Below are 18,563 nucleotides of genomic sequence, written 5' to 3'. Positions count from 1 at the left end.
TTTACAGGATTTTTCTATCTTGATAGTGATTTCATTTTACCCATAAATTCCATGAGCAAAAAGATAGTGATAATTGGAGGTGATGCAGCCGGTATGGGCGCTGCTTCCAAAATCCGAAGGACACATAAAAACTGGGAAATTACGGTTTTTGAAAAAAGCCCACATACTTCTTACTCTGCCTGTGGAATGCCCTATTTGATTGCAGGACAGGTGGACAGACCTGAAAAACTGATTGCCAGGAGTCCAGAAACATTTATAAATGACTATAATATTCAGGCCAAGACACTTCATGAAGTGATCCAGATTGATCCCGACAAACAGAAAGTTTTGGTGAAAGATCTTGAAAAAGATGAAGCCTTTTGGGAATCGTATGATAAACTTCTGATTGCCACAGGTGCTTCGCCCAACAAACCCGCCATTCCCAAAATCAACACTCAAGGGGTATTCTGCCTCTCCACCCTGCAAAGTGGAATTGAAGTTTGGCAATTCATGGAAAAACATAAACCTAAAAAAGCTGTAATTGTTGGAGGTGGTTACATCGGAGTGGAAATGGCTGAAGCATTGCTTGAAAAAGGACTTGAAGTCACGGTAATTGACCGATCTGCATATGTCATGAAGACCCTGGATCAGGATATGTCTGAAGATATATGTCAAAGCATGCGAAAAGCAGGTATCCACTTGATGCTGGAGGAAAGTTTGACCGCCATTGAAACTGATGAAAACCATCAATTACAAGCTGTAAAAACAGATAAAAAACATATCCCGGCAGACCTTGTCATCCTTGGAATGGGCGTAAAGCCAAACACCAAAATTGCCGAAGAAGCCGGAATAAAACTTTGCGACACAGGTGCGGTTCTGGTCAATGATAAAATGGAGACTTCCATCAGCAATATTTGGGCAGCAGGAGATTGTGCTTCTTCTTATCACATTCTTAAGGAAAAACCCATGTTTATAGCATTGGGAACCATTGCAAACAAACATGGTCTTATCGCAGGTAGCAATATGGCAGGTGAAAACTCAACTTTCCCTGGCGTTTTGGGCACAGCTATTACCAGATTCAACGAACTGGAAATAGCCAGAACTGGTTTAAAGGAATTGGAAGCAAAAAGCATGGGTTTAGCTTACAAAGTAGCCACAATCAATTCATCCAATTATGCAGGTTATTATCCAGGTGCAGGCAAAATAAAAGTAAAGCTTCTCGCCAGAAAAGACAATTTACAGATAATTGGAGCTCAAATAATCGGCAAAAAAGGTTCTGCCAAGCGTATTGACACCATTGTTGCGGCAATATCAGCTAAGCAGACTGCACAAGATCTCACCATGATGGATTTAGCCTATGCTCCTCCTTTTTCAAATGTGTGGGATCCTGTACAGATAGCAGCCAGGCAATTAGTATAGATAAGGCTTCCTACCGAATTCAAATTAAGATAAACTGAAAAAATAATTTTACAGGTTTCATTAACAATTGTAAATATATTCATCAATTCATCAATAAAAGAGATATATTTTACAGCTCAACAAGCAAGATGAAAACAGACCAATTGGATAAAATAATCCAGAACCTTAGACGCAATAAGCATGTTCTAGGTGCTACTTTTCAGTTAAGCCTCAACAATGAAATCCATAATTTCAGTTTTGGTAACCTTAATGAAAAATCCAGGTTTTATGTTGCCAGCATCAATAAATTAGTCACAGCTGTACTAATTTTGCGTTTGGTTCGGGAAGAAAAATTGCATCTTGATGACCTGCTATGTAATCTGCTACCAGAAAATTACTGGGAAGGTCTCCATACCTGGAAAGGTACAGATTACTCCAAATCAATAACTTTAAAACATCTTTTATCGCAAAGCTCAGGCTTGCCTTGTTACCTTGTAGATAAAATGCCCGATGGCAGCAGGGCCATGGATCTGTTTTTAAAGGGAAATGATCAGTCCTGGCCCATGGAAAAAGTCATCCAGGCTGCTAAATTAATAAAAGCAAAATTCCCACCTGGAACCAAAGGTAAAGCACATTATGGAGAGTTAAACTATAGGTTGTTGGATGAAATTTTACTTGCAAAAACAGGAAAGCAAATAGACGAGTTGGGAGAAGCCGTTTTCCAAGAATTAGGAATGCTTCAAACAGCTTTTTTGCACAAGATCGATACGCAAGAATATGTACCTATCATTAGCAAATATGGAGTTTTGAGCATAGAAAAATATGCGGAAAGCACCAGACATGAGATTATTAGTACCTCAGGAGATTTGATGTTGTTCTTAAAGGCTTATTTTGAAGGTGCATTCTATCCAAAAGAAAAACTGGCTTCCCTTCAGATTTGGAACAGGATTTTCTTTCCCTTCAAATATGGAATAGGTATCCAACAATTCTATATACCCTGGTTCTTCTCTCCTTTCAAAAAGATCCCCCCCTTAATTGGCCATTGTGGCTCGGTTGGTTCGGTAGCATTTTTCATCCCTGAAAAAAATGCCTTTGTAACAGGCACCGTAAATCTTGCTGGACAACCACAATTAGTATTTCAAACCTTAATCAAGATGCTGAACAAAATCTGAGGAATATATCTTAAATAGATAAAAAATTTGGGTATACACTTCTCTGCCAGTAGCTTCAATTCTTAGGATAATGGGTTGTTTCGAATCAATATCTATTAGTATCTAAAATTAATAAATATCGGATTTAAGTTAATCTTGGTTTTTGTTTCGTTACTGGCAAAGTTCCGTATATATATAATAAAATATATTTTTTTGGCAATTTGACTTTCTTCGGTCAATTTAAACTTTTTATGCACCTGACGGAATGATAATGCTTCTTCCAAAATACCTCTTTCCTTGTACGAGAGATTCACCAAGACATTAATAAAAAAAGCTGATACATATAAGGTCGCTTTTTTAAAATACAAATCAGGCAAATCGACTTGGATTAAGAAAAAGAGTCAACTTTTTGCTTAGCATTTGATGGCATCAAATGTTCAAAATGCCGTGCCCTTCGAATTAGAATTTGGAACGATTTGGAGAAATGAACGGTTAATTTTAAGTATCGTTCAAAATCCTCGAGACCAGTTTATGATTCCTTTTTCCATACTTGACTTAGCCATCATCAAAAAAAATGCAGATGCTGCTGATGCATACAAGCGAAGCCTTGACTTGGCCCAACATGCTGAACAATGGGGGTATTCCCGTTTTTGGCTAGCAGAACATCATAATATGCCCAACGTGGGAAGCTCTGCTCCGACAATCTTGATGGGACATATCGCACAGGGTACTAAAAAAATCAGGGTTGGATCAGGAGGAATTATGCTGCCCAACCATAGTCCCCTGATGGTGGCAGAACAGATCGGTACTTTAGAAACGCTTTATCCCGGAAGAATAGACTTAGGTCTCGGCCGTGCACCAGGAACTGATCAAAAAACTGCAGCAGCCCTAAGAAGAGGACGTGTAGAAACAGTCAATGATTTTCCCGCTGACCTCAAATCGCTTCAAACCTATTTTTCATCAGATAATGCAAATGCTTCAGTAAGGGCATTTCCTGCTGAAGGGCTGGGTGTTCCCATCTACCTTTTGGGTTCAAGCATGAGCAGCGCTGTTTTGGCTGCACAGGAAAGGCTGCCATACGTATTTGCCAGCCATTTTGCACCCACCTATTTTCTTCAGGCTGTTCGCCATTATAAGGCCAATTTCAAAGCTTCCGAAAAACTCAAGAAACCTTATGTCATGGCCTGTGTCAATGTCATTGCAGCAGATACAGAAGAAGAAGCCCATTTTCTGGCGACTTCCTTTTACCAGATGGCTTTGGGTATTATCAGGGGGAAATCATATCCTTTGATGCCTCCCGTGGAAGACATGAGCCAAATCTGGACAGAACAAGAAGCCGCTGCCATTCAAAATATGATGGCAGTTACCTATGTTGGCACAAAAACAACTGTAAAAGCAGGTTTAGAGCACCTAATCCAAATAACTGGAATTGATGAGGTAATGATCACAACCAATATTTATGACCATGATGCAAGACTCAAATCTTTTGAATTGACCGCCGATGTCATGAAAAGTTTGAGCAAAGAAATGGTGTAGGGGACGTTGTTTGAATCTACCAAAAATAAAGAGGCCGATTGTTACCAATCGGCCTCTTTGCATTTATTCATTCAGCTCATATTTCAATTAAAACGCTTCATAAATAATCCAGGTCAATAGGCTAATTTTTCTGAAATACCCTGACATAATCCACCACCATCTGTTGTGGAAAAGAAGTGGTTCCATCAGGGTTTCCTGGCCAATTTCCGCCAACTGCCACGTTGAATAAAAAGAAGAAAGATTCTCTGAATTCATTTAGACTGGCAGGCCTGATATCAATTTCATGGTATGGTGTATTGTCCAATAGCCATACAATTTTTTCATCATCCCAAATAATCGAGAATACATGGAAATTATCATTGAAAATCCCTTGATTCAAGGTCACTGAACCTCCAAAGTTGGCATAAGTCCCATTATTATCCCAATGGACTGTTCCATGAACTGTATTGTCTCTACCATTGGCATTACCGCCCACCATTTCCATGATGTCTATTTCACCGCACCTTGGCCATCCTACCTGATCTATATTGTCGCCAAGCATCCAAAGGGCAGGCCAAATTCCCTGTCCTTTTGGTAGTGCTGCCCTAATATCCACTCTTCCGAATTTAAAAGATTGTCTACCTTGCGTTTTGATCCTGGAAGATGTATAATTCTTACCTCCGGCACTTTCCTGTTTCGCCTGAATTATCAGGTATCCATTTTCTACCTTGACGTTTTCCCTCCTATACCATTGAAGCTCATTATTTCCCCAACCGCAAAGATTTGGGCAACCATCTCCAAGTTCATGAACCCAATCCTGACTAAGATCATTTCCTTCAAATTCATCATTCCAAACCAGGTTATACCCTTCGTAAGCCATAGGGCTTTCAAATCCGGACTCAGGAATTTTCAATCCGAAAACAGCCTCTGAAATCGTCACTTCCCTTTCCTCTTTGATAAAATCATTTTCCGTCACATGGGCCTGTACGGTTATGGTAAACCGGCCAGCTTGCCTATAGGTGTAACTGGCCTGATTGCCTTGAACCAATTCCGGAATCTTTCCATCCGTTCCAAAACCAACTCGAAAGAAGTTGGCATTTTGAGCCGAAAAAAACACCGTCACCAGACCTCTGTCTGTTTGGGAAACCTCTACCTGTAAATTTGTGGGAAGTTGAACTTTTTCATCCACTTCTTCTTGCTTGCATGAATTACTCATCCATGCAGCAAGGAGAATTAAGGCGATATATTTAACTTTAATCATAATCAAAATCATATCAATTGGCCGGAATCAGGACAAATGTCCACCAAACCCCTCCATCATTGCTGATATCCAAAACCAAAGTCAATTCTTTAGTTTCCGGATCATAATCAAAAACCTCATATGTCACGGATTCATTATCTCTAGGAGGACCTTGTTGATACTCTCCTCCATTGAAGGCTTTTGGAAGCACAATAAATGCACCTGTTCCCGTTACGGTGATTTTAGGTTTGGCATTACCACTGGCTGACTGGAAACTAAAACGATGATTTCCTGAAGCCCATGCGGCACCTGGAGTCCCTGTCAGATTGGATTCAGGCTGACATCCTTCAGTTGCAACTCCCATATAGCTTTCTCCAAAGATATCTCCTTGCGCGTCATATTCAAAGTCACCGTTTTGGCTGAAAATAAATAGGTCATTGAAAAGACATGGACGGTCTCCAGAGATGTCATTACCATTTGGAAAGAAAGAATCGCTACCAGGTGCAGGTCCCACGCCAAATGCACCAGCTCCCACTTTCAATTTCCAAGCCTGGGTACCATTATTGGTTAAGTCCTGTAGTCTAAAAGAGCCATCTGATACTTCCTCATTGCCTCCAGAAGGAATCAAGGTAAAATTCCAGAAAACACTTCCGTCTCCAGAAATATCAATAGATAAGTCAAGCTCACCTGTTGCAGCGTCATATCCGATTACATTGTAGGTCACAGATTCATTTGCTCTAGGAGGTCCTTGCTGGTATTCTCCTCCATTAAAGGCTTTTGGAAGCACAATAAATGCCCCTGTGCCGGTAACGGTGATTTTCGGGAATTCAGTTGGTGTACCCGGTGTAAAAGTAAACTGGTGTTGTCCTGAAGCCCAAGCAGCCCCTGCTGTGCCCACAAGATTGGATTCAGGTTGACAACCTTCTGAGGCTACTCCCATATAGAATTCTCCAAATATATCTCCCTGAGCATCATAGGTGTAAGTACCATTTGAATTAAAGGCATAGAGGTCATTGAATAAACATGGTCTATCACCGGAAATATCATTTCCATTTGGAAAGAAAGCGTCACTTCCCGGTGCTGGACCTACTCCAAAAGCACCAGCTGCAGGTTTCAACTTCCATGTTTTTTCACCATTCCCTACCAAATCATTCAAAGAGAAACTGACGTTTGGATTCTCTGGTTCTGGCTGCGGATCAACTGGTGGGGCAAATCCAGCAGGAATTAACCTAATGTACCAAGCCAATGCATCATTTGCCTGGTCTACAAACCTCAGGAACATTTCATTCTCTTCCAACCTCACAATCTGGTAAGATCTTCCTCCTGCAAAATATCCAAGGAAGGAAGGTGTTGAAACACTCAAAACTGGTAATGCTCCCGGTTCTTCTACAATATTCCATGTCAGGTTACCTGGAGAGGTCACCGGTGCAGACAGGTCTCCAACCCCTGGATCAAAAGCGCCTGGGAAATTAGCGCCCTGAGCGGCGTTAATATAAACCAGACCATTGGTTTCCCAATCAAATTCAAAATCTCTGAGCTTGAAGGTATACCTATCTGTATACATTCCACTTCCTGTTTTCTCTTTTGGTTGGGCTTGATACCATTCAGGGAAATCTCCGTTTTGAGATGGATTAGGACCAACTCCAAAATGACCCAATCTAAGGGAATCAATTACCCAAGTTTTACCTTCCAAGGCTTCAACTCCACCTGTCAACATATTGAAAATCGGCCTATCCAATAAGGTTGGATCTGTCCTTTCGATCACAATTTCCCTGCTGAAAGAATTGCTTCCCCCTCTGCTGTACACAGTCAAAGTAACAGTATAAGTGCCTTCGAGCGGATAAAAGCCAGTAACCCTTTTTCCTTCTGCCTTGGCGCCATTGCCTAAGTCCCATGTCATGAGGAAGAAATCCCCATCTGCCGTAAACTGTAAAATATTATCACTTTCGGAAGTAGGCTGAAAGGAAAATCCAGCCTGATCTGAAGTAGGTGCTTCACCTTCTAATCTATATTCTTCTATACAGGACCATAATAAGATCACAGGCATAAGAAGTGCTGCAAATTTTAGTATATTTTTCATGTTCAATGTCTTTTTAATAACCAGGGTTTTGACTCCATCTTCCACCAGCCAAATCAATCTCTACTTGTGGAATAGGAAACAGTTCATGCTTACCAACCTGAAAACCAGGAATGGCCTCAGCAGCTTTTCCGGTCCTCACCAAATCCCAGAATCTGTACCCTTCACCTGAAAGCTCCAGTCGTCTTTCCCGGTAGATGTCCTCTAGCAATTGCTGTCCTGAACTATTGATATTGGCTACCCCTGCCCTACTGCGGACCTTGTTCAATTCGGTCCTGGCACGTGCTTCATTACCTGTTTGGGCAAAAGCCTCCGCTGCCATCAATAACACATCCGCATACCTGATAGCTCGGTAATTCAAGGGACTCGTCAAATCATCATCCGGCAAACCTCTTTCATCTGCTCTTTTGATATACTTATTGTTGTAAAAACCGGTATGACCACCACCACCTACAGCATAGGTAATATCATTTGGATTAGGTTGTGATGAGATAAATGCTTCAATATCCAAAATAGTAACTTGTCTTCTAGGGTCATTACCAAAGAAATCATACAGATCTTGGGTAGGTAAGTTGTAGCTGTTTCCATCAGCATAAAACGGCCCTGTATAATTCCTGATGGAATGGAAACCAACTGCTGGATTTCCCTGCAAACAGACTAAGCAGCCATAATCACCGCCCTGAAGCCCTGAATGTTGGATGGTAAAGACATCTTCACTCACATTTTGGTTACTGGCCAACCAGAAAGTATTCATGTCCGGAAACAAAGCATAGCCTGCCTGATTGTTGGTGATCAGTTCATCCAAAACCTGCGCTGCATCCGAAAATTTCTCTTGGTACAAAAGGACCTTTCCTTTCAAAGCCATTGCAGCACCTTTAGTGATCCTGCCCACTACGGGGTTTGTCCATGGTAAGTTTTGAATTGCTCTGTCCAAATCCTGCTCAATCTGTGCATAAACCTGAGCTCTTGGAGCTCGGTCTATCTGAGTGATTTCATTGATTGAAGCCCTTCTGTCTATCAGCAAAGGAACATCACCAAAATAATTTACTAGGGTGAAGTAGAAATAAGCGCGCATAAAAGCAACCTCAGCCATTAATTGCTCCTTTTCAGGAAAGTCAACCCTGTTTTGATTTTCAAAAACATAATTGGCTCTGGTAATACCAGCATAATTAAAGCGCATGACATCTCTCAACTCATTGTTTACCCCTCCATGGGTCATGTTGTCTATTTCATGAAGTCCTTGAGTGTCATTCACGCTTTCCCCACCTGCGATTGAATTATCTGAAGCAATCTCTCCAATCCAAACCTGCAGATAATTGGTCTGCATCAGGTCGTAGACACCGATTACAGCTCTTTGAAAATCTTCTTCCGTATTGAAGAAATTTTCAGCATCCTGAGTATACTCAGGTTCAATATCAAGCCATTGATCACAAGACACCAATGACAAGCTAAGTGTTATAAATATTACATATAGTTTTTTCATGTCTATTAGAATCTAAAGTTTAAGCCGCCCATGATTACCCTTGATTGTGGAAATATCCCATTGTCAACACCTGCAAACAAAGGGTTGCCAGACCCTACATCTGGGTCAAAACCCATGTATCTGGTCAAAGTCACAAGGTTATTCGCTGCCACATAAAATCTCATGGATCTTATACCCACTTTACTTGTCAATTGGTCAGGTAAGGTATACCCCAACTGCACGTTTCGCAACCTTACAAAAGAACCGTCTTCAACATAAAAATCAGAGAATACGGTGTTCCTGGTCTGTCCTGTAGTCAATCTTGGAACTTCATTGGATGTACCCGGACCAGTCCACCTGTTGACGTTGTAGGCCAACTGATTGGCGAAAGGCTGAAGTCTCTCATAATTTCTGATGATATCCTGTCCAATAGCTGCGTATATATTGGCAGAGATATCAAAACCTTTATAATCCATGCCCAAATTAAGACCCATAATAAAATCGGGAATCGGAGAACCAATAAATGTCCTGTCTGAATCATCCCCGAAGTTGATCACGCCATCTCCGTTGGCATCTACAAATCTCAAATCACCTGGCCTTGCTCCGGGCTGCACAACTGGGCTAGAGGCAATTTCCTCCTCAGATTGGAAAATCCCATCAGTTTTGTAGCCCACGAAGTATCCGATCGGAAATCCTTCCTGGAACCTTGTAGCAATATTTCCACCTACACTAAATCCTGCACCTGGTATAAACTCAAATCCTTCAGGAACCTTGGTAACCCTATTTCTTAAAAATGTGGCATTGTAATCAATTCTAAAATTGACGCCAGTAGGTCTTTGACTTGCATAGCTGATTTCGAGTTCTAAACCTTTATTGCTTACATTACCAGCATTGATTACAGGTGGCGCTCCTCCAGGTCCATAAGATCCCAGCAATGCCGAAACCGCAGGCTGGAACAACAGGTCTCTGGTATCTTTAATGAAATAATTAGCAGTAAAATCGATGGATCTGAATAAAGTGAAATCCAAACCTATATTGGTCTGAAGGGTAGTTTCCCACTTCAAATCAGGATTGCTGGTATTTCCAATGGCAGCACCATTGATGATAAAATCATTGAATACATATCTGGCCAAACCATTCAGCAAACCCCTATACCTGAACAAACCAATTTGATCGTTTCCAGAAACACCGAAACTTGCCCTTAGTTTCAGAAAGTCAACAGCTCCTGAACTAAAAAAATCCTCATCGGAAATCACCCAACCTGCCGAAACAGCAGGAAAATACCCAAATCGATTATTCGGCCCAAAATTAGAAGATCCGTCTCTTCTCAAAATGGCAGAAAACAGATACCTGCCTTTCAGATCATATTCACCCCTGATAAATGAGGAAACCAATCTCTGTCTGGACTGAAAAGAACCTGTATTATTCAAAAATCCTCCAGGAGCCTGATTGGCAGAAATATCTGCAAAAGCTGGATCATTATTAGGAATATTGAAAGCTGTACCGTTTAATCCTGTACTCCTATTGCCAAAATATGAAACACCGAAAGTTCCTTTAAACCTATGGATATCATTGAATGTTCTATCATAGTTTAAGAATGCCTCAAGGTTATAATCCAAAAAAGAATTTCTACTTTCAAAAACAGAAGCCCCTCTTTCAATCTGAGAACCTCCAACATCTACCAATACCGGATCTAAATTTTCATTTCTGGCCGTATTGGCAAATTTCCCAGGGCCATACCATACCAAAGGTGAGAAAGACTTCCCATCAACCAAAGCAAAATTATACCCTGCTCTTCCGTTGAGGCTAAAGTGTTGATTAATATCATAGGAGATCTCTTCCTTACCTACAATTTTATTTACAAAGTTATCATTAAAGGTGTTTTCTATCTGTGCCAATGGATTGATGATATCTGCCACATTTTCCAGATAAGAATACCTATTGCCTACAAAAACAGGTTCGGTTGGGTAGGCATTAATAGTATTGTACAACACGGATCCAATACCTCCCTGAGCAATACCTCTGGCATTTTCATGGGTATATAGAAATATGTTAGTAAGCTTCACTTTCGGAGCCAACTCCGTAGTGAAATTAATTCTGGCATTATAGCGCTCAAAATTTGATTTTGGGCCACCGACAATACCTTGCTGGCCGAAATAAGAACCACCTATAGAATAAGAAGTTTTTTCTGAGCCACCGGTTACGGTCAGATTATATTCCTGAATAGGTGCTGTTTCAAAAACCTCATTTTGCCAATCGGTTCCGGTCCCTAAATTGACATTATTGAAAGGGGGTGTCTGACCACCGGCAGCAAAGGCTTCATTTTTAAGAATTGCATACTCCCTGGCATTAAGCAGGTTCAGTTTTCTGGCAGTTTCCTGCACACCATAATAAGCAGAAAAATCAACAGAAGCTTTGCTGTTCAAACTACCCTTTTTGGTTTCGATAAGGATTACCCCATTCGCTGCCCTCACACCATATATACCGGCAGTTCCATCTTTCAGGACGTTAATAGACTCAATATCATTTGGGTTAAGGGCATTTAGACCCGCGGCATCATAGATTACACCATCTACCAAAATCAAAGGATCATTGTCTCCAAAAGTACCCAATCCCCTAATCCGGATGTTCGAAGTACCTCCAGGTGCACCTGAATTGGTCGTAATATTAACCCCTGAAATTTTACCTTGTAGTGCCTGGTCAATCCTAGGCATATTCATTTTGGTAATTGCCTCTCCCTGAACCTGTGAAACAGCTCCCGTAAGTTCCTTTTTAGTGGCAGTACCATAGCCCACAACTATCACTTCATTAAGAGATGTAATTTCAGTAACCAAATTGATCACTAAGGAACTTTCAGGACCAATAGTTATTGTCCTTGACTGAAATCCGATAAAACTAACCCTTATCTGATCTCCCTGACTGGCAGAAATAGTGAAATAACCGTCCAAATCCGAAACAGTACCAGTAGTTGTCCCTACTTTCAGAATGCTCGCGCCAGGGATTGGATCCCCTCTTTCATCTAATACCTGGCCCCTTATGGAACCGCTCTGTGCAAACAGTGACAACTGTATACACATCATCAATAAAAGCGTAAATAATTTTTTCATGTATTTTGGATTTATTATACGCAGCTAATCACGAAAACAAAACACATCAAACAAAAACTAAAGCTACATCAATAATACATCAAGCTCTGTATTAGGATTTCACAAAAACTCATCAAATTCATTAATTATAGACCATATGAAACAATTAAAGCTGTTTTTGACCTTTTCAATCACTAATTATTTTTGTCATTTTAATTACATCAATACTTATTTTTTGTAGTTTGAGCTTTCATAAGACCTAAAATAAAGCCTGATGAATAAAACAATTCTTTTTTTAGCAATCTATCTTGTCTCTTCAGCTATTCAGGCGCAGCAGATTGGGCTTCCTTTTTCGAAATTTTATTCCAGCAAAGAATATAATGGAGGAATCCAGAATTATGCAATCGGACAAGATCCCAATGGGCTACTTTATGTGGCTAACAATTTTGGACTTTTAGAATATGACGGAACGTCATGGGCAAGGTATTCTTTGCCAAACAGCACAAAAATCCGGGATATCTTGGTTGAAAACAATGGTAGAATATACATAGCCGCCCAGGGACAATTTGGATATTTCCGTCCAAATGAGTTTGGCCACCTTGAATTCATATCATGGGTAACTCAGTTACCTTTAAAATATCAAAATGTTGAGGAGGTCTGGAAGGTTTTCAAAATCCACCAAAATTATATTTTCTGTTCTTTCAAGAGCATCTTCATTTTTGACGAAAAAGGGAATTTAAAAAACATCATCGATAGTGAGGGGAATTTTGAAAGCTTTCATTTGACCAACAACCAATTGTATATACAGGATTCCAAACAAGGTTTGTTGAGAATTGAAAAGAATGAGGCACTTCCCCTTCCAAATTCACAAATATTTTCCTCCAATATGATCAGTGGAATTCTTGAAAGTTCATCAGGTGAACTGCAGATATTTACTGAAAAGGGAGAGGTTTACTTGCTTTCACCTCAAAGCTACCGACTTTGGACCCCTGTCGGACTTCCAAAGTTAAATAAGGTAAATAAAGCCCTAAGATTGAAAAATGGAAATATTGCTATCGGCACTCAGTTTGACGGACTTTATATTTTGAATGAAAATGGGAGCCTGGATTTACACATGAATCTGGAAAAAGGCCTTCAAAACAGCACTGTCATTTCAATTTTTGAAGATAGGTCAGGAAACCTTTGGCTGGGTCATAATAATGGCATCAGCCTTTTAGAATTAAACTTGCCATTCAGGGTTCTGGGTCCGAAATCTGGCATATTGGGCACGGGATATTCAGGGAGACAGTTTCAGGATGACATTTACCTGGGTACCAATATCCAAGTAAGTAAAATTTCGAAAAACAACTTAGAAATTACAAAAGTCGCCAACTCAGAAGGCCAATCCTACCACTTAGGCCTCATTGAAAATGATATCTTATTGGCACATAATGAAGGCGCATTTATCATCAAAAACAATATTGCTCAAAATATCAGTGAGTTAAAAGGTGTATGGAGTTTCCTGCCCTTAAAGGAAAATCCAAATTTAATCCTTGCGGGCACTTATATGGGATTGGGATTATTTGAAAAAATCAAGAACCGATATGTCTTTTTGAGAAAAATCAAAGGCTTTGACGAGTCTTCCAGATTGATCCAGCAAGACGAAGATGGAAATATCTGGATGTCTCACGGTTATAAAGGCATTTATAAATTAAACCTATCTCCTGATTTTAAGGAGGTAAATTCCAAATTCTATGGAAATAAAGATGGTTTACCTACCAACTTGTTGAATTCCGTTTGGAAAATTGGCGGAAGGGTGGTTTTCACCACCGAATATGGTATTTACATTTATAATCCGGAGACAGACAGGTTTGAAAAAGATCCCATATTAGCACCTTATTTCGAAGAGGACTTTTTAATTACCAGCTTGGTTGAGGATCCTGTAGGCAATATATTTTACATTGGAGTCAATGAAGTGGGTGTATTGGAAAAGCAGGTTGATGGCAGTTATGTAAAAAACCATCAGCTCTTCAATAAAATAATCCCATTTTTGAATGATGACCTCCAAAATGTTTCTCTTTTGAGATCCAATGAAGTGCTCTTTGCTGCCAATGAAGGATTTATCTGGTATAGGATGGACTATAACAAATCTATGCCTCCATCCTACCCAGCTTTGATTACTGCGGTATACCTAACCAAGCCAACTGATTCCCTTTTAGCTTTAGGAAAAAATCCCGAGCTAATCGATCAAAAATTTGGTCTAGAAACAAAGGGGCAAGGATTGATACTACCATATCATCAAGCAGACATCAGATTTGAATTCACCAATACGATTCCAAATAATGAAAGTACCACTCAGTTTAGGTTTTGGCTTGAAGGTCTGGAAAATGAATTTGGAGATTGGACCAACAGAAGAGACAAAGCCTACACTAATTTAAGGGAAGGAAGCTATACTTTTCATGTCCAAAGTAAGGATATCTATGGGCAAATTTCAGATCCCAAGACTTTTACCTTTACAGTCCTTCCACCCTGGTACAGGTCAAGTTTGGCATGGGTATTTTATGTATTCGGAACTGTAATTCTACTGGCCATTTTATTTAAAAGAATAGACAAAAAATATCAGAAAAAGACTAAAGAAATTACCATTAAGCAACAAAAGGAATTAGACAAAAAATCTTCTGACCTGGAGAATTCACAAAAAGAACTAGAAAAACTTAAAACTGAAAAACTGGAAGCTGAGATCCAAAGCAAAAACAAAGAATTGGCCTCCTCTACCATGCACCTGTTAAATAAAAACGGTTTTATAGACCAAACCAAGTCCCATCTGGCCCAAATCATCAAAAAAAGTAAAAATCAGGAAGTCAAAAATGAGCTTCAAAAGGTCATCCATAGCATAGACAAAAATATTGCTGAGGATAATGATTGGGAGCAGTTTGAAATCCATTTTGACCAGGTGCATGGTGATTTTATGGACAGGTTTAAAAAGGCACATCCCAACCTTAGCCCTCAGGAAATAAAACTGACAGCATATTTAAGAATGAACCTTTCTACTAAGGAAATAGCCTATCTGATGAACATTAGCGCCAGAGGAGTGGAAATTTCAAGATATAGGTTAAGGAAAAAACTGCAATTGGAAAGAAGCGAAAACCTGCAGGAATTTATTTTAAAGTTTTAAAAACAAACTATATCCATTAGAAAGATCAGACCAGATCCCAAAGGATTCGAATTTCAAAAAAATTTGATCGCATTGGAACTGATTTCATTTATTGTATGTATATACATCAGTTAACAAGACAATCAAATGAACACTACAATAAACAGTTTGAATTGGCGCTATGCTGCCAAAAGAATGAATGGACAAAAGGTTCCCGCAGGAAAACTAGACAATATACTTGAATCCATACGATTGACTGCTACTTCAAATGGCTTGCAGCCATTTACCGTATTGGTGATTGAGGATAAAGAGATCAGAGAAAAACTTTTCAAATCTGCTGTGAAGCAGCCACAGGTAGTGGAAGGTTCACACCTTTTGGTATTTGCTGCGTGGAAAAATATCACAGCTGAGCAAATTGATACTTACTTCGACATGGTCTATGAAGAAAGAGGCATGGAAAAAGGAGCACTTGATCAGTATGCCAACTTTCTCAAGGATCATTTCGCCAAGCAAACCGAGGTTGAAATTTTCAACTGGGCTTCAAAGCAGGCTTATATCGCCTTGGGAACAGCCTTGGTTGCAGCTGCTGAGGAAAAAGTGGACAGTACACCAATGGAAGGTTTCAATGCTGCTGAAGTTGATCAGATTTTGGGCTTGGCCGAAAAAGGATTGGGAGCTTCTTCCCTATTGGCATTAGGTTTCAGGGATGGCAGTGCTGATCATATGGTCAATGCCAAGAAAGTCAGAAGATCGAAAGATAAATTATTCGTCAAGATCTAAACTTAAATCCCGGCCAAATAGGTTGGGATTTTTTTATGGAATCATTTTTTTTCTTCAATCCTGTAAGAAAACCTTCGAGTAGGGTACTAATAGATAAAAAGAAAAAAACATGGAAACCATCAACAAAAAACTTCGATCACAGCTTGCAACCTTGATCATTTTGATCATTACGGGTATTCACGCTACTGCTTTTGGACAAGACTACAGTTTTGCAGTAGAAAAAATCGGTTCGGGTAAGCCGGTTATTTTTATTCCTGGATTGATTTCCTCTGGCGAAGTGTGGCAATCCACTGCGCAGCAACTTGCTGATGATTATGAATGTCACATTCTCACCTTGCCTGGCTATGCAGGCCAAGCTCCTCTTTCTGATTGCCCCTATCTGGAAAGCTTCAAGCTAGAAATCCTAAAATATATCAAAGAAAATCAATTAAAGGATGTCCAACTTGTAGGTCACAGTATCGGAGGTTTTATAAGCATGTTGATCGCTTTGGAAGATAAAAGGTCCATACAGCAATTGGTCATCGTAGATGCCATGCCATTTTTTGCCCAAACTTTCAGCCCAGATATGCAAACGGATTTTAATGAAGAAGCTGCCAAAAAATACATGAAAACATTTGAAGGTTTGGAGGAAGTTCAGGTCAGGCAATATCGAAAACAAGTAGCCCAATCCATGACCAAACGTGAAGAATATTGGGATAAAATGGTAGATTGGGCTATGCAATCTGATGCCAAAACAGAAGCTTACAGCTCGCATGAAATGCTGGGTAATGACATCAGAGAAAAGCTCAGGGATATCAAGATACCAATTACAGTATTTGCGGCACATGATGAAAATCCAGATTTCCCAACGTATACCAAACAAGCAGTTGAAGAAACTTACCTTGCCCAATACCAAAAAGCTCCAAATCTACAATTGATCATCGCAGAAGGTAGCAGGCATTTCATCATGCTGGATCAGGAAGAGTGGTTTCATCAGCAATTGCTTTCAGTGCTCAAATAAAATTTCACAGTGGAAAATAAAAAAACACTATTCAATGAAATTCTGGAAGGATCAAAAGGAAGCATCTACAGGATCTGTACAGCTTACCTTTCTGATCCTGAGCATAGAAATGACCTCTATCAGGAGATTCTAATAGCCATCTGGCACAGCATGGAAAGATTTGAAGCTCAAAGCAAATGGAACACCTATATCTATAGAATTGCGGTCAATACAGCAATCAAATACTGCTTAAAGGTCAAAAAAGAGAATCAACTGATTACTCGTTCAGAGATTCCTGACATTCCTGCAGAAAGAGATCAGGAGACTGAACCCTTGATCCAAAAAATGTTGCATTGTATTCAACTGATGCCAGATAATGAACGACTCCTCTTGGGTTTGGTTCTGGAAAATCTCTCTTACAAGGAAATTGCTGAGATCTTGGGAACAGATGTAAATCACGTAGGTGTAAAAATCAACAGGGCAAAAAAGAAATTATTGGAATTAATGAAGAACAATCATGGATGAATTTGATGCATTGAAAAATTCCTGGCATAAGCAGAAACTTGCCAAGGACAGCCATAAAGAAATTGAATTGCTTAAAGAAAAAGCCATCGGTCAAGCAGAAGCATGGAGAAAAAAGCAACTTTGGACCAATCTGGGAATGACTGCTTCCTTTGCTGTGGTTTTTGGGGTCATTTATTGGGTCTGGACTTCTTTTATTGGACAACCTAGCAGCTTCTATTTTGGAATGGGTATCATGGCGGTTTTATTGTTGGTGTTTTTAGGAATCCAATGGTATAGCTATCAGCCAGATTGGGGAAATCTAGATGAAAACCCAAAAATGCAAATCAAGAAAAGAAAGCAGAAACTGCAGATGAACAAATGGATACTTACTAAAGGAATGCCCATCTATTTTACAGTCCTACTTATGGCTTTTTATATTTATTATTTTGGGCTTTTCCAAGGTGCTTCTTGGGAATATTGGGCACTTTCCTACGTACTGACGACTGTTTATTTTGGAGTGATGGCATGGTTTGCTAGATTAAAAGTCAAAAAGCAAATCCAAAGAATAGAAGAACTTGAAGCTTATCTGCATGAATGGGAGGAGATGATTTGATCCTCCCTTTCAATTCAAAGGTTATTTATCAAAAAAATCTGAGTTATTCAGAAAGTCAATATAGTCCACCATCAATTGTACTTGTTTTTCTTCAGAAGTGGACTTTAAAATTTTCTCTAACATTTCCTGCTGCTTTTCTTTTGGAAGCTTTTCAAATTTCGCCAAGACTCCTGATTCACTAAAAGTATCTTTGATCTCCTTTTCATTAAGTTGTTGATTTCCTAATTCTAGGTAAAGTGTGACCGTGACTATATCCCCTCCGGATTTTTGAATAGCATTGCGGATTGTACCATTGATTGATAAGCGCTTATCCTGATCACCCATTGGAGCCAAATTCATATGGGTAATCGGATAGCCATCAATACTTCCCGACACTTTGATATCGCCCCATTTTCCTTTGATGTCTTTAGAATTAGGAATGATGATATGATATGTCCATGCTCCTTTTCCCGGGACATACTTGAGCTCTAACGCTTCATCTTCAATAAGGTAATTCATGTATTTCCTTTTAGTAAAAGTACTGATTTAACAAGTAAAAAGTGTATGTGTTTTCCGCCCCTCACTTCTCGGCTTCATAAACGTCCTCAAAAAAAAATCAAACTTTCGATTTCTAAATCAAAATAAATCATTTACATTTGTTAGTGAA

General features: G+C 39.6%; 13 protein-coding genes. 8 read left to right on the top strand and 5 right to left on the bottom strand.

From position 1 onward, the window contains the following. Positions 1–51 precede the first annotated feature (51 nt). The 3 genes from ACFFIP_RS10725 (at position 52) to ACFFIP_RS10715 (ending at position 4,064) form a co-directional block, all read left to right on the top strand. Positions 52–1,398: a CoA-disulfide reductase gene (locus tag ACFFIP_RS10725; RefSeq protein WP_382387628.1), complete on the top strand. Its 1,347-nt coding sequence runs from the start codon at positions 52–54 to the stop codon at positions 1,396–1,398. A gap of 128 nt (positions 1,399–1,526) precedes the next feature. Continuing rightward, complete coding sequence (locus ACFFIP_RS10720) at positions 1,527–2,549, top strand: serine hydrolase domain-containing protein (RefSeq protein ID WP_382387626.1); 1,023 nt, start codon at positions 1,527–1,529, stop codon at positions 2,547–2,549. A 510-nt stretch (positions 2,550–3,059) separates the two neighbouring features. After that, positions 3,060–4,064, top strand: coding sequence for an LLM class flavin-dependent oxidoreductase (locus tag ACFFIP_RS10715; RefSeq protein ID WP_382387706.1), 1,005 nt, complete (start codon positions 3,060–3,062; stop codon positions 4,062–4,064). Positions 4,065–4,185: 121 nt separating this feature from the next. Here the strand turns inward: ACFFIP_RS10715 and ACFFIP_RS10710 are convergent, their stop codons facing one another. Genes ACFFIP_RS10710 through ACFFIP_RS10695 form a run of 4 tightly spaced genes read right to left on the bottom strand, consistent with a single transcriptional unit; the run spans position 4,186 to position 11,929 of the window. Then, complete coding sequence (locus ACFFIP_RS10710) at positions 4,186–5,304, bottom strand: glycoside hydrolase family 16 protein (RefSeq protein ID WP_382387625.1); 1,119 nt, start codon at positions 5,302–5,304, stop codon at positions 4,186–4,188. 13 nt (positions 5,305–5,317) lie between these two features. Next, positions 5,318–7,363: a PKD domain-containing protein gene (locus ACFFIP_RS10705; RefSeq protein WP_382387624.1), complete on the bottom strand. Its 2,046-nt coding sequence runs from the start codon at positions 7,361–7,363 to the stop codon at positions 5,318–5,320. A gap of 13 nt (positions 7,364–7,376) precedes the next feature. Further along, positions 7,377–8,843, bottom strand: coding sequence for a RagB/SusD family nutrient uptake outer membrane protein (locus ACFFIP_RS10700; RefSeq protein WP_382387623.1), 1,467 nt, complete (start codon positions 8,841–8,843; stop codon positions 7,377–7,379). Positions 8,844–8,848: 5 nt separating this feature from the next. Beyond that, positions 8,849–11,929, bottom strand: coding sequence for a SusC/RagA family TonB-linked outer membrane protein (locus tag ACFFIP_RS10695; RefSeq protein ID WP_382387622.1), 3,081 nt, complete (start codon positions 11,927–11,929; stop codon positions 8,849–8,851). A gap of 253 nt (positions 11,930–12,182) precedes the next feature. Here ACFFIP_RS10695 and ACFFIP_RS10690 point away from each other — a divergent pair, with 253 nt between their 5' ends. From ACFFIP_RS10690 to ACFFIP_RS10670, 5 genes are all read left to right on the top strand, one after another. Beyond that, complete coding sequence (locus tag ACFFIP_RS10690) at positions 12,183–15,062, top strand: ligand-binding sensor domain-containing protein (RefSeq protein WP_382387621.1); 2,880 nt, start codon at positions 12,183–12,185, stop codon at positions 15,060–15,062. Positions 15,063–15,188: 126 nt separating this feature from the next. Continuing rightward, complete coding sequence (locus tag ACFFIP_RS10685) at positions 15,189–15,821, top strand: nitroreductase family protein (RefSeq protein WP_382387620.1); 633 nt, start codon at positions 15,189–15,191, stop codon at positions 15,819–15,821. Between the two features lie 109 nt (positions 15,822–15,930). Further along, the gene (locus ACFFIP_RS10680; protein WP_382387619.1) at positions 15,931–16,821 is read left to right on the top strand and encodes an alpha/beta fold hydrolase; all 891 of its coding nucleotides are present in this window, start codon (positions 15,931–15,933) and stop codon (positions 16,819–16,821) included. A 9-nt stretch (positions 16,822–16,830) separates the two neighbouring features. Beyond that, positions 16,831–17,325 carry an RNA polymerase sigma factor gene (locus tag ACFFIP_RS10675; protein ID WP_382387618.1) on the top strand — a complete coding sequence of 165 codons (495 nt, stop codon included), beginning with the start codon at positions 16,831–16,833 and terminating at the stop codon, positions 17,323–17,325. Next, positions 17,318–17,917 (top strand): hypothetical protein, encoded by a 600-nt coding sequence (locus ACFFIP_RS10670; RefSeq protein ID WP_382387617.1) that lies wholly within the window; start codon positions 17,318–17,320, stop codon positions 17,915–17,917. Before ACFFIP_RS10675 ends, ACFFIP_RS10670 begins: the two co-directional genes overlap by 8 nt. 21 nt (positions 17,918–17,938) lie before the next feature. Here the strand turns inward: ACFFIP_RS10670 and ACFFIP_RS10665 are convergent, their stop codons facing one another. Beyond that, a complete protein-coding gene (locus tag ACFFIP_RS10665) occupies positions 17,939–18,415 on the bottom strand; it encodes a DUF1905 domain-containing protein (RefSeq protein WP_382387616.1) in 477 nt (158 codons plus the stop codon). Positions 18,416–18,563: the final 148 nt, after the last annotated feature.

Source organism: Fontibacter flavus, from assembly GCF_042432905.1.
GTDB lineage: Bacteria > Bacteroidota > Bacteroidia > Cytophagales > Cyclobacteriaceae > Fontibacter > Fontibacter flavus.
This window is presented reverse-complemented; position numbering and strand designations above follow the sequence as displayed.

Coding starts and splice junctions, on each gene's coding strand:
- ACFFIP_RS10710 (WP_382387625.1), bottom strand. CDS start 5,304: ATGATTAAAGTTAAATATATCGCCTTAATTCTCCTTGCTGCATGGATG.
- ACFFIP_RS10720 (WP_382387626.1), top strand. CDS start 1,527: ATGAAAACAGACCAATTGGATAAAATAATCCAGAACCTTAGACGCAAT.
- ACFFIP_RS10695 (WP_382387622.1), bottom strand. CDS start 11,929: ATGAAAAAATTATTTACGCTTTTATTGATGATGTGTATACAGTTGTCA.
- ACFFIP_RS10715 (WP_382387706.1), top strand. CDS start 3,060: ATGATTCCTTTTTCCATACTTGACTTAGCCATCATCAAAAAAAATGCA.
- ACFFIP_RS10705 (WP_382387624.1), bottom strand. CDS start 7,363: ATGAAAAATATACTAAAATTTGCAGCACTTCTTATGCCTGTGATCTTA.
- ACFFIP_RS10665 (WP_382387616.1), bottom strand. CDS start 18,415: ATGAATTACCTTATTGAAGATGAAGCGTTAGAGCTCAAGTATGTCCCG.
- ACFFIP_RS10725 (WP_382387628.1), top strand. CDS start 52: ATGAGCAAAAAGATAGTGATAATTGGAGGTGATGCAGCCGGTATGGGC.
- ACFFIP_RS10685 (WP_382387620.1), top strand. CDS start 15,189: ATGAACACTACAATAAACAGTTTGAATTGGCGCTATGCTGCCAAAAGA.
- ACFFIP_RS10680 (WP_382387619.1), top strand. CDS start 15,931: ATGGAAACCATCAACAAAAAACTTCGATCACAGCTTGCAACCTTGATC.
- ACFFIP_RS10700 (WP_382387623.1), bottom strand. CDS start 8,843: ATGAAAAAACTATATGTAATATTTATAACACTTAGCTTGTCATTGGTG.
- ACFFIP_RS10670 (WP_382387617.1), top strand. CDS start 17,318: ATGGATGAATTTGATGCATTGAAAAATTCCTGGCATAAGCAGAAACTT.
- ACFFIP_RS10690 (WP_382387621.1), top strand. CDS start 12,183: ATGAATAAAACAATTCTTTTTTTAGCAATCTATCTTGTCTCTTCAGCT.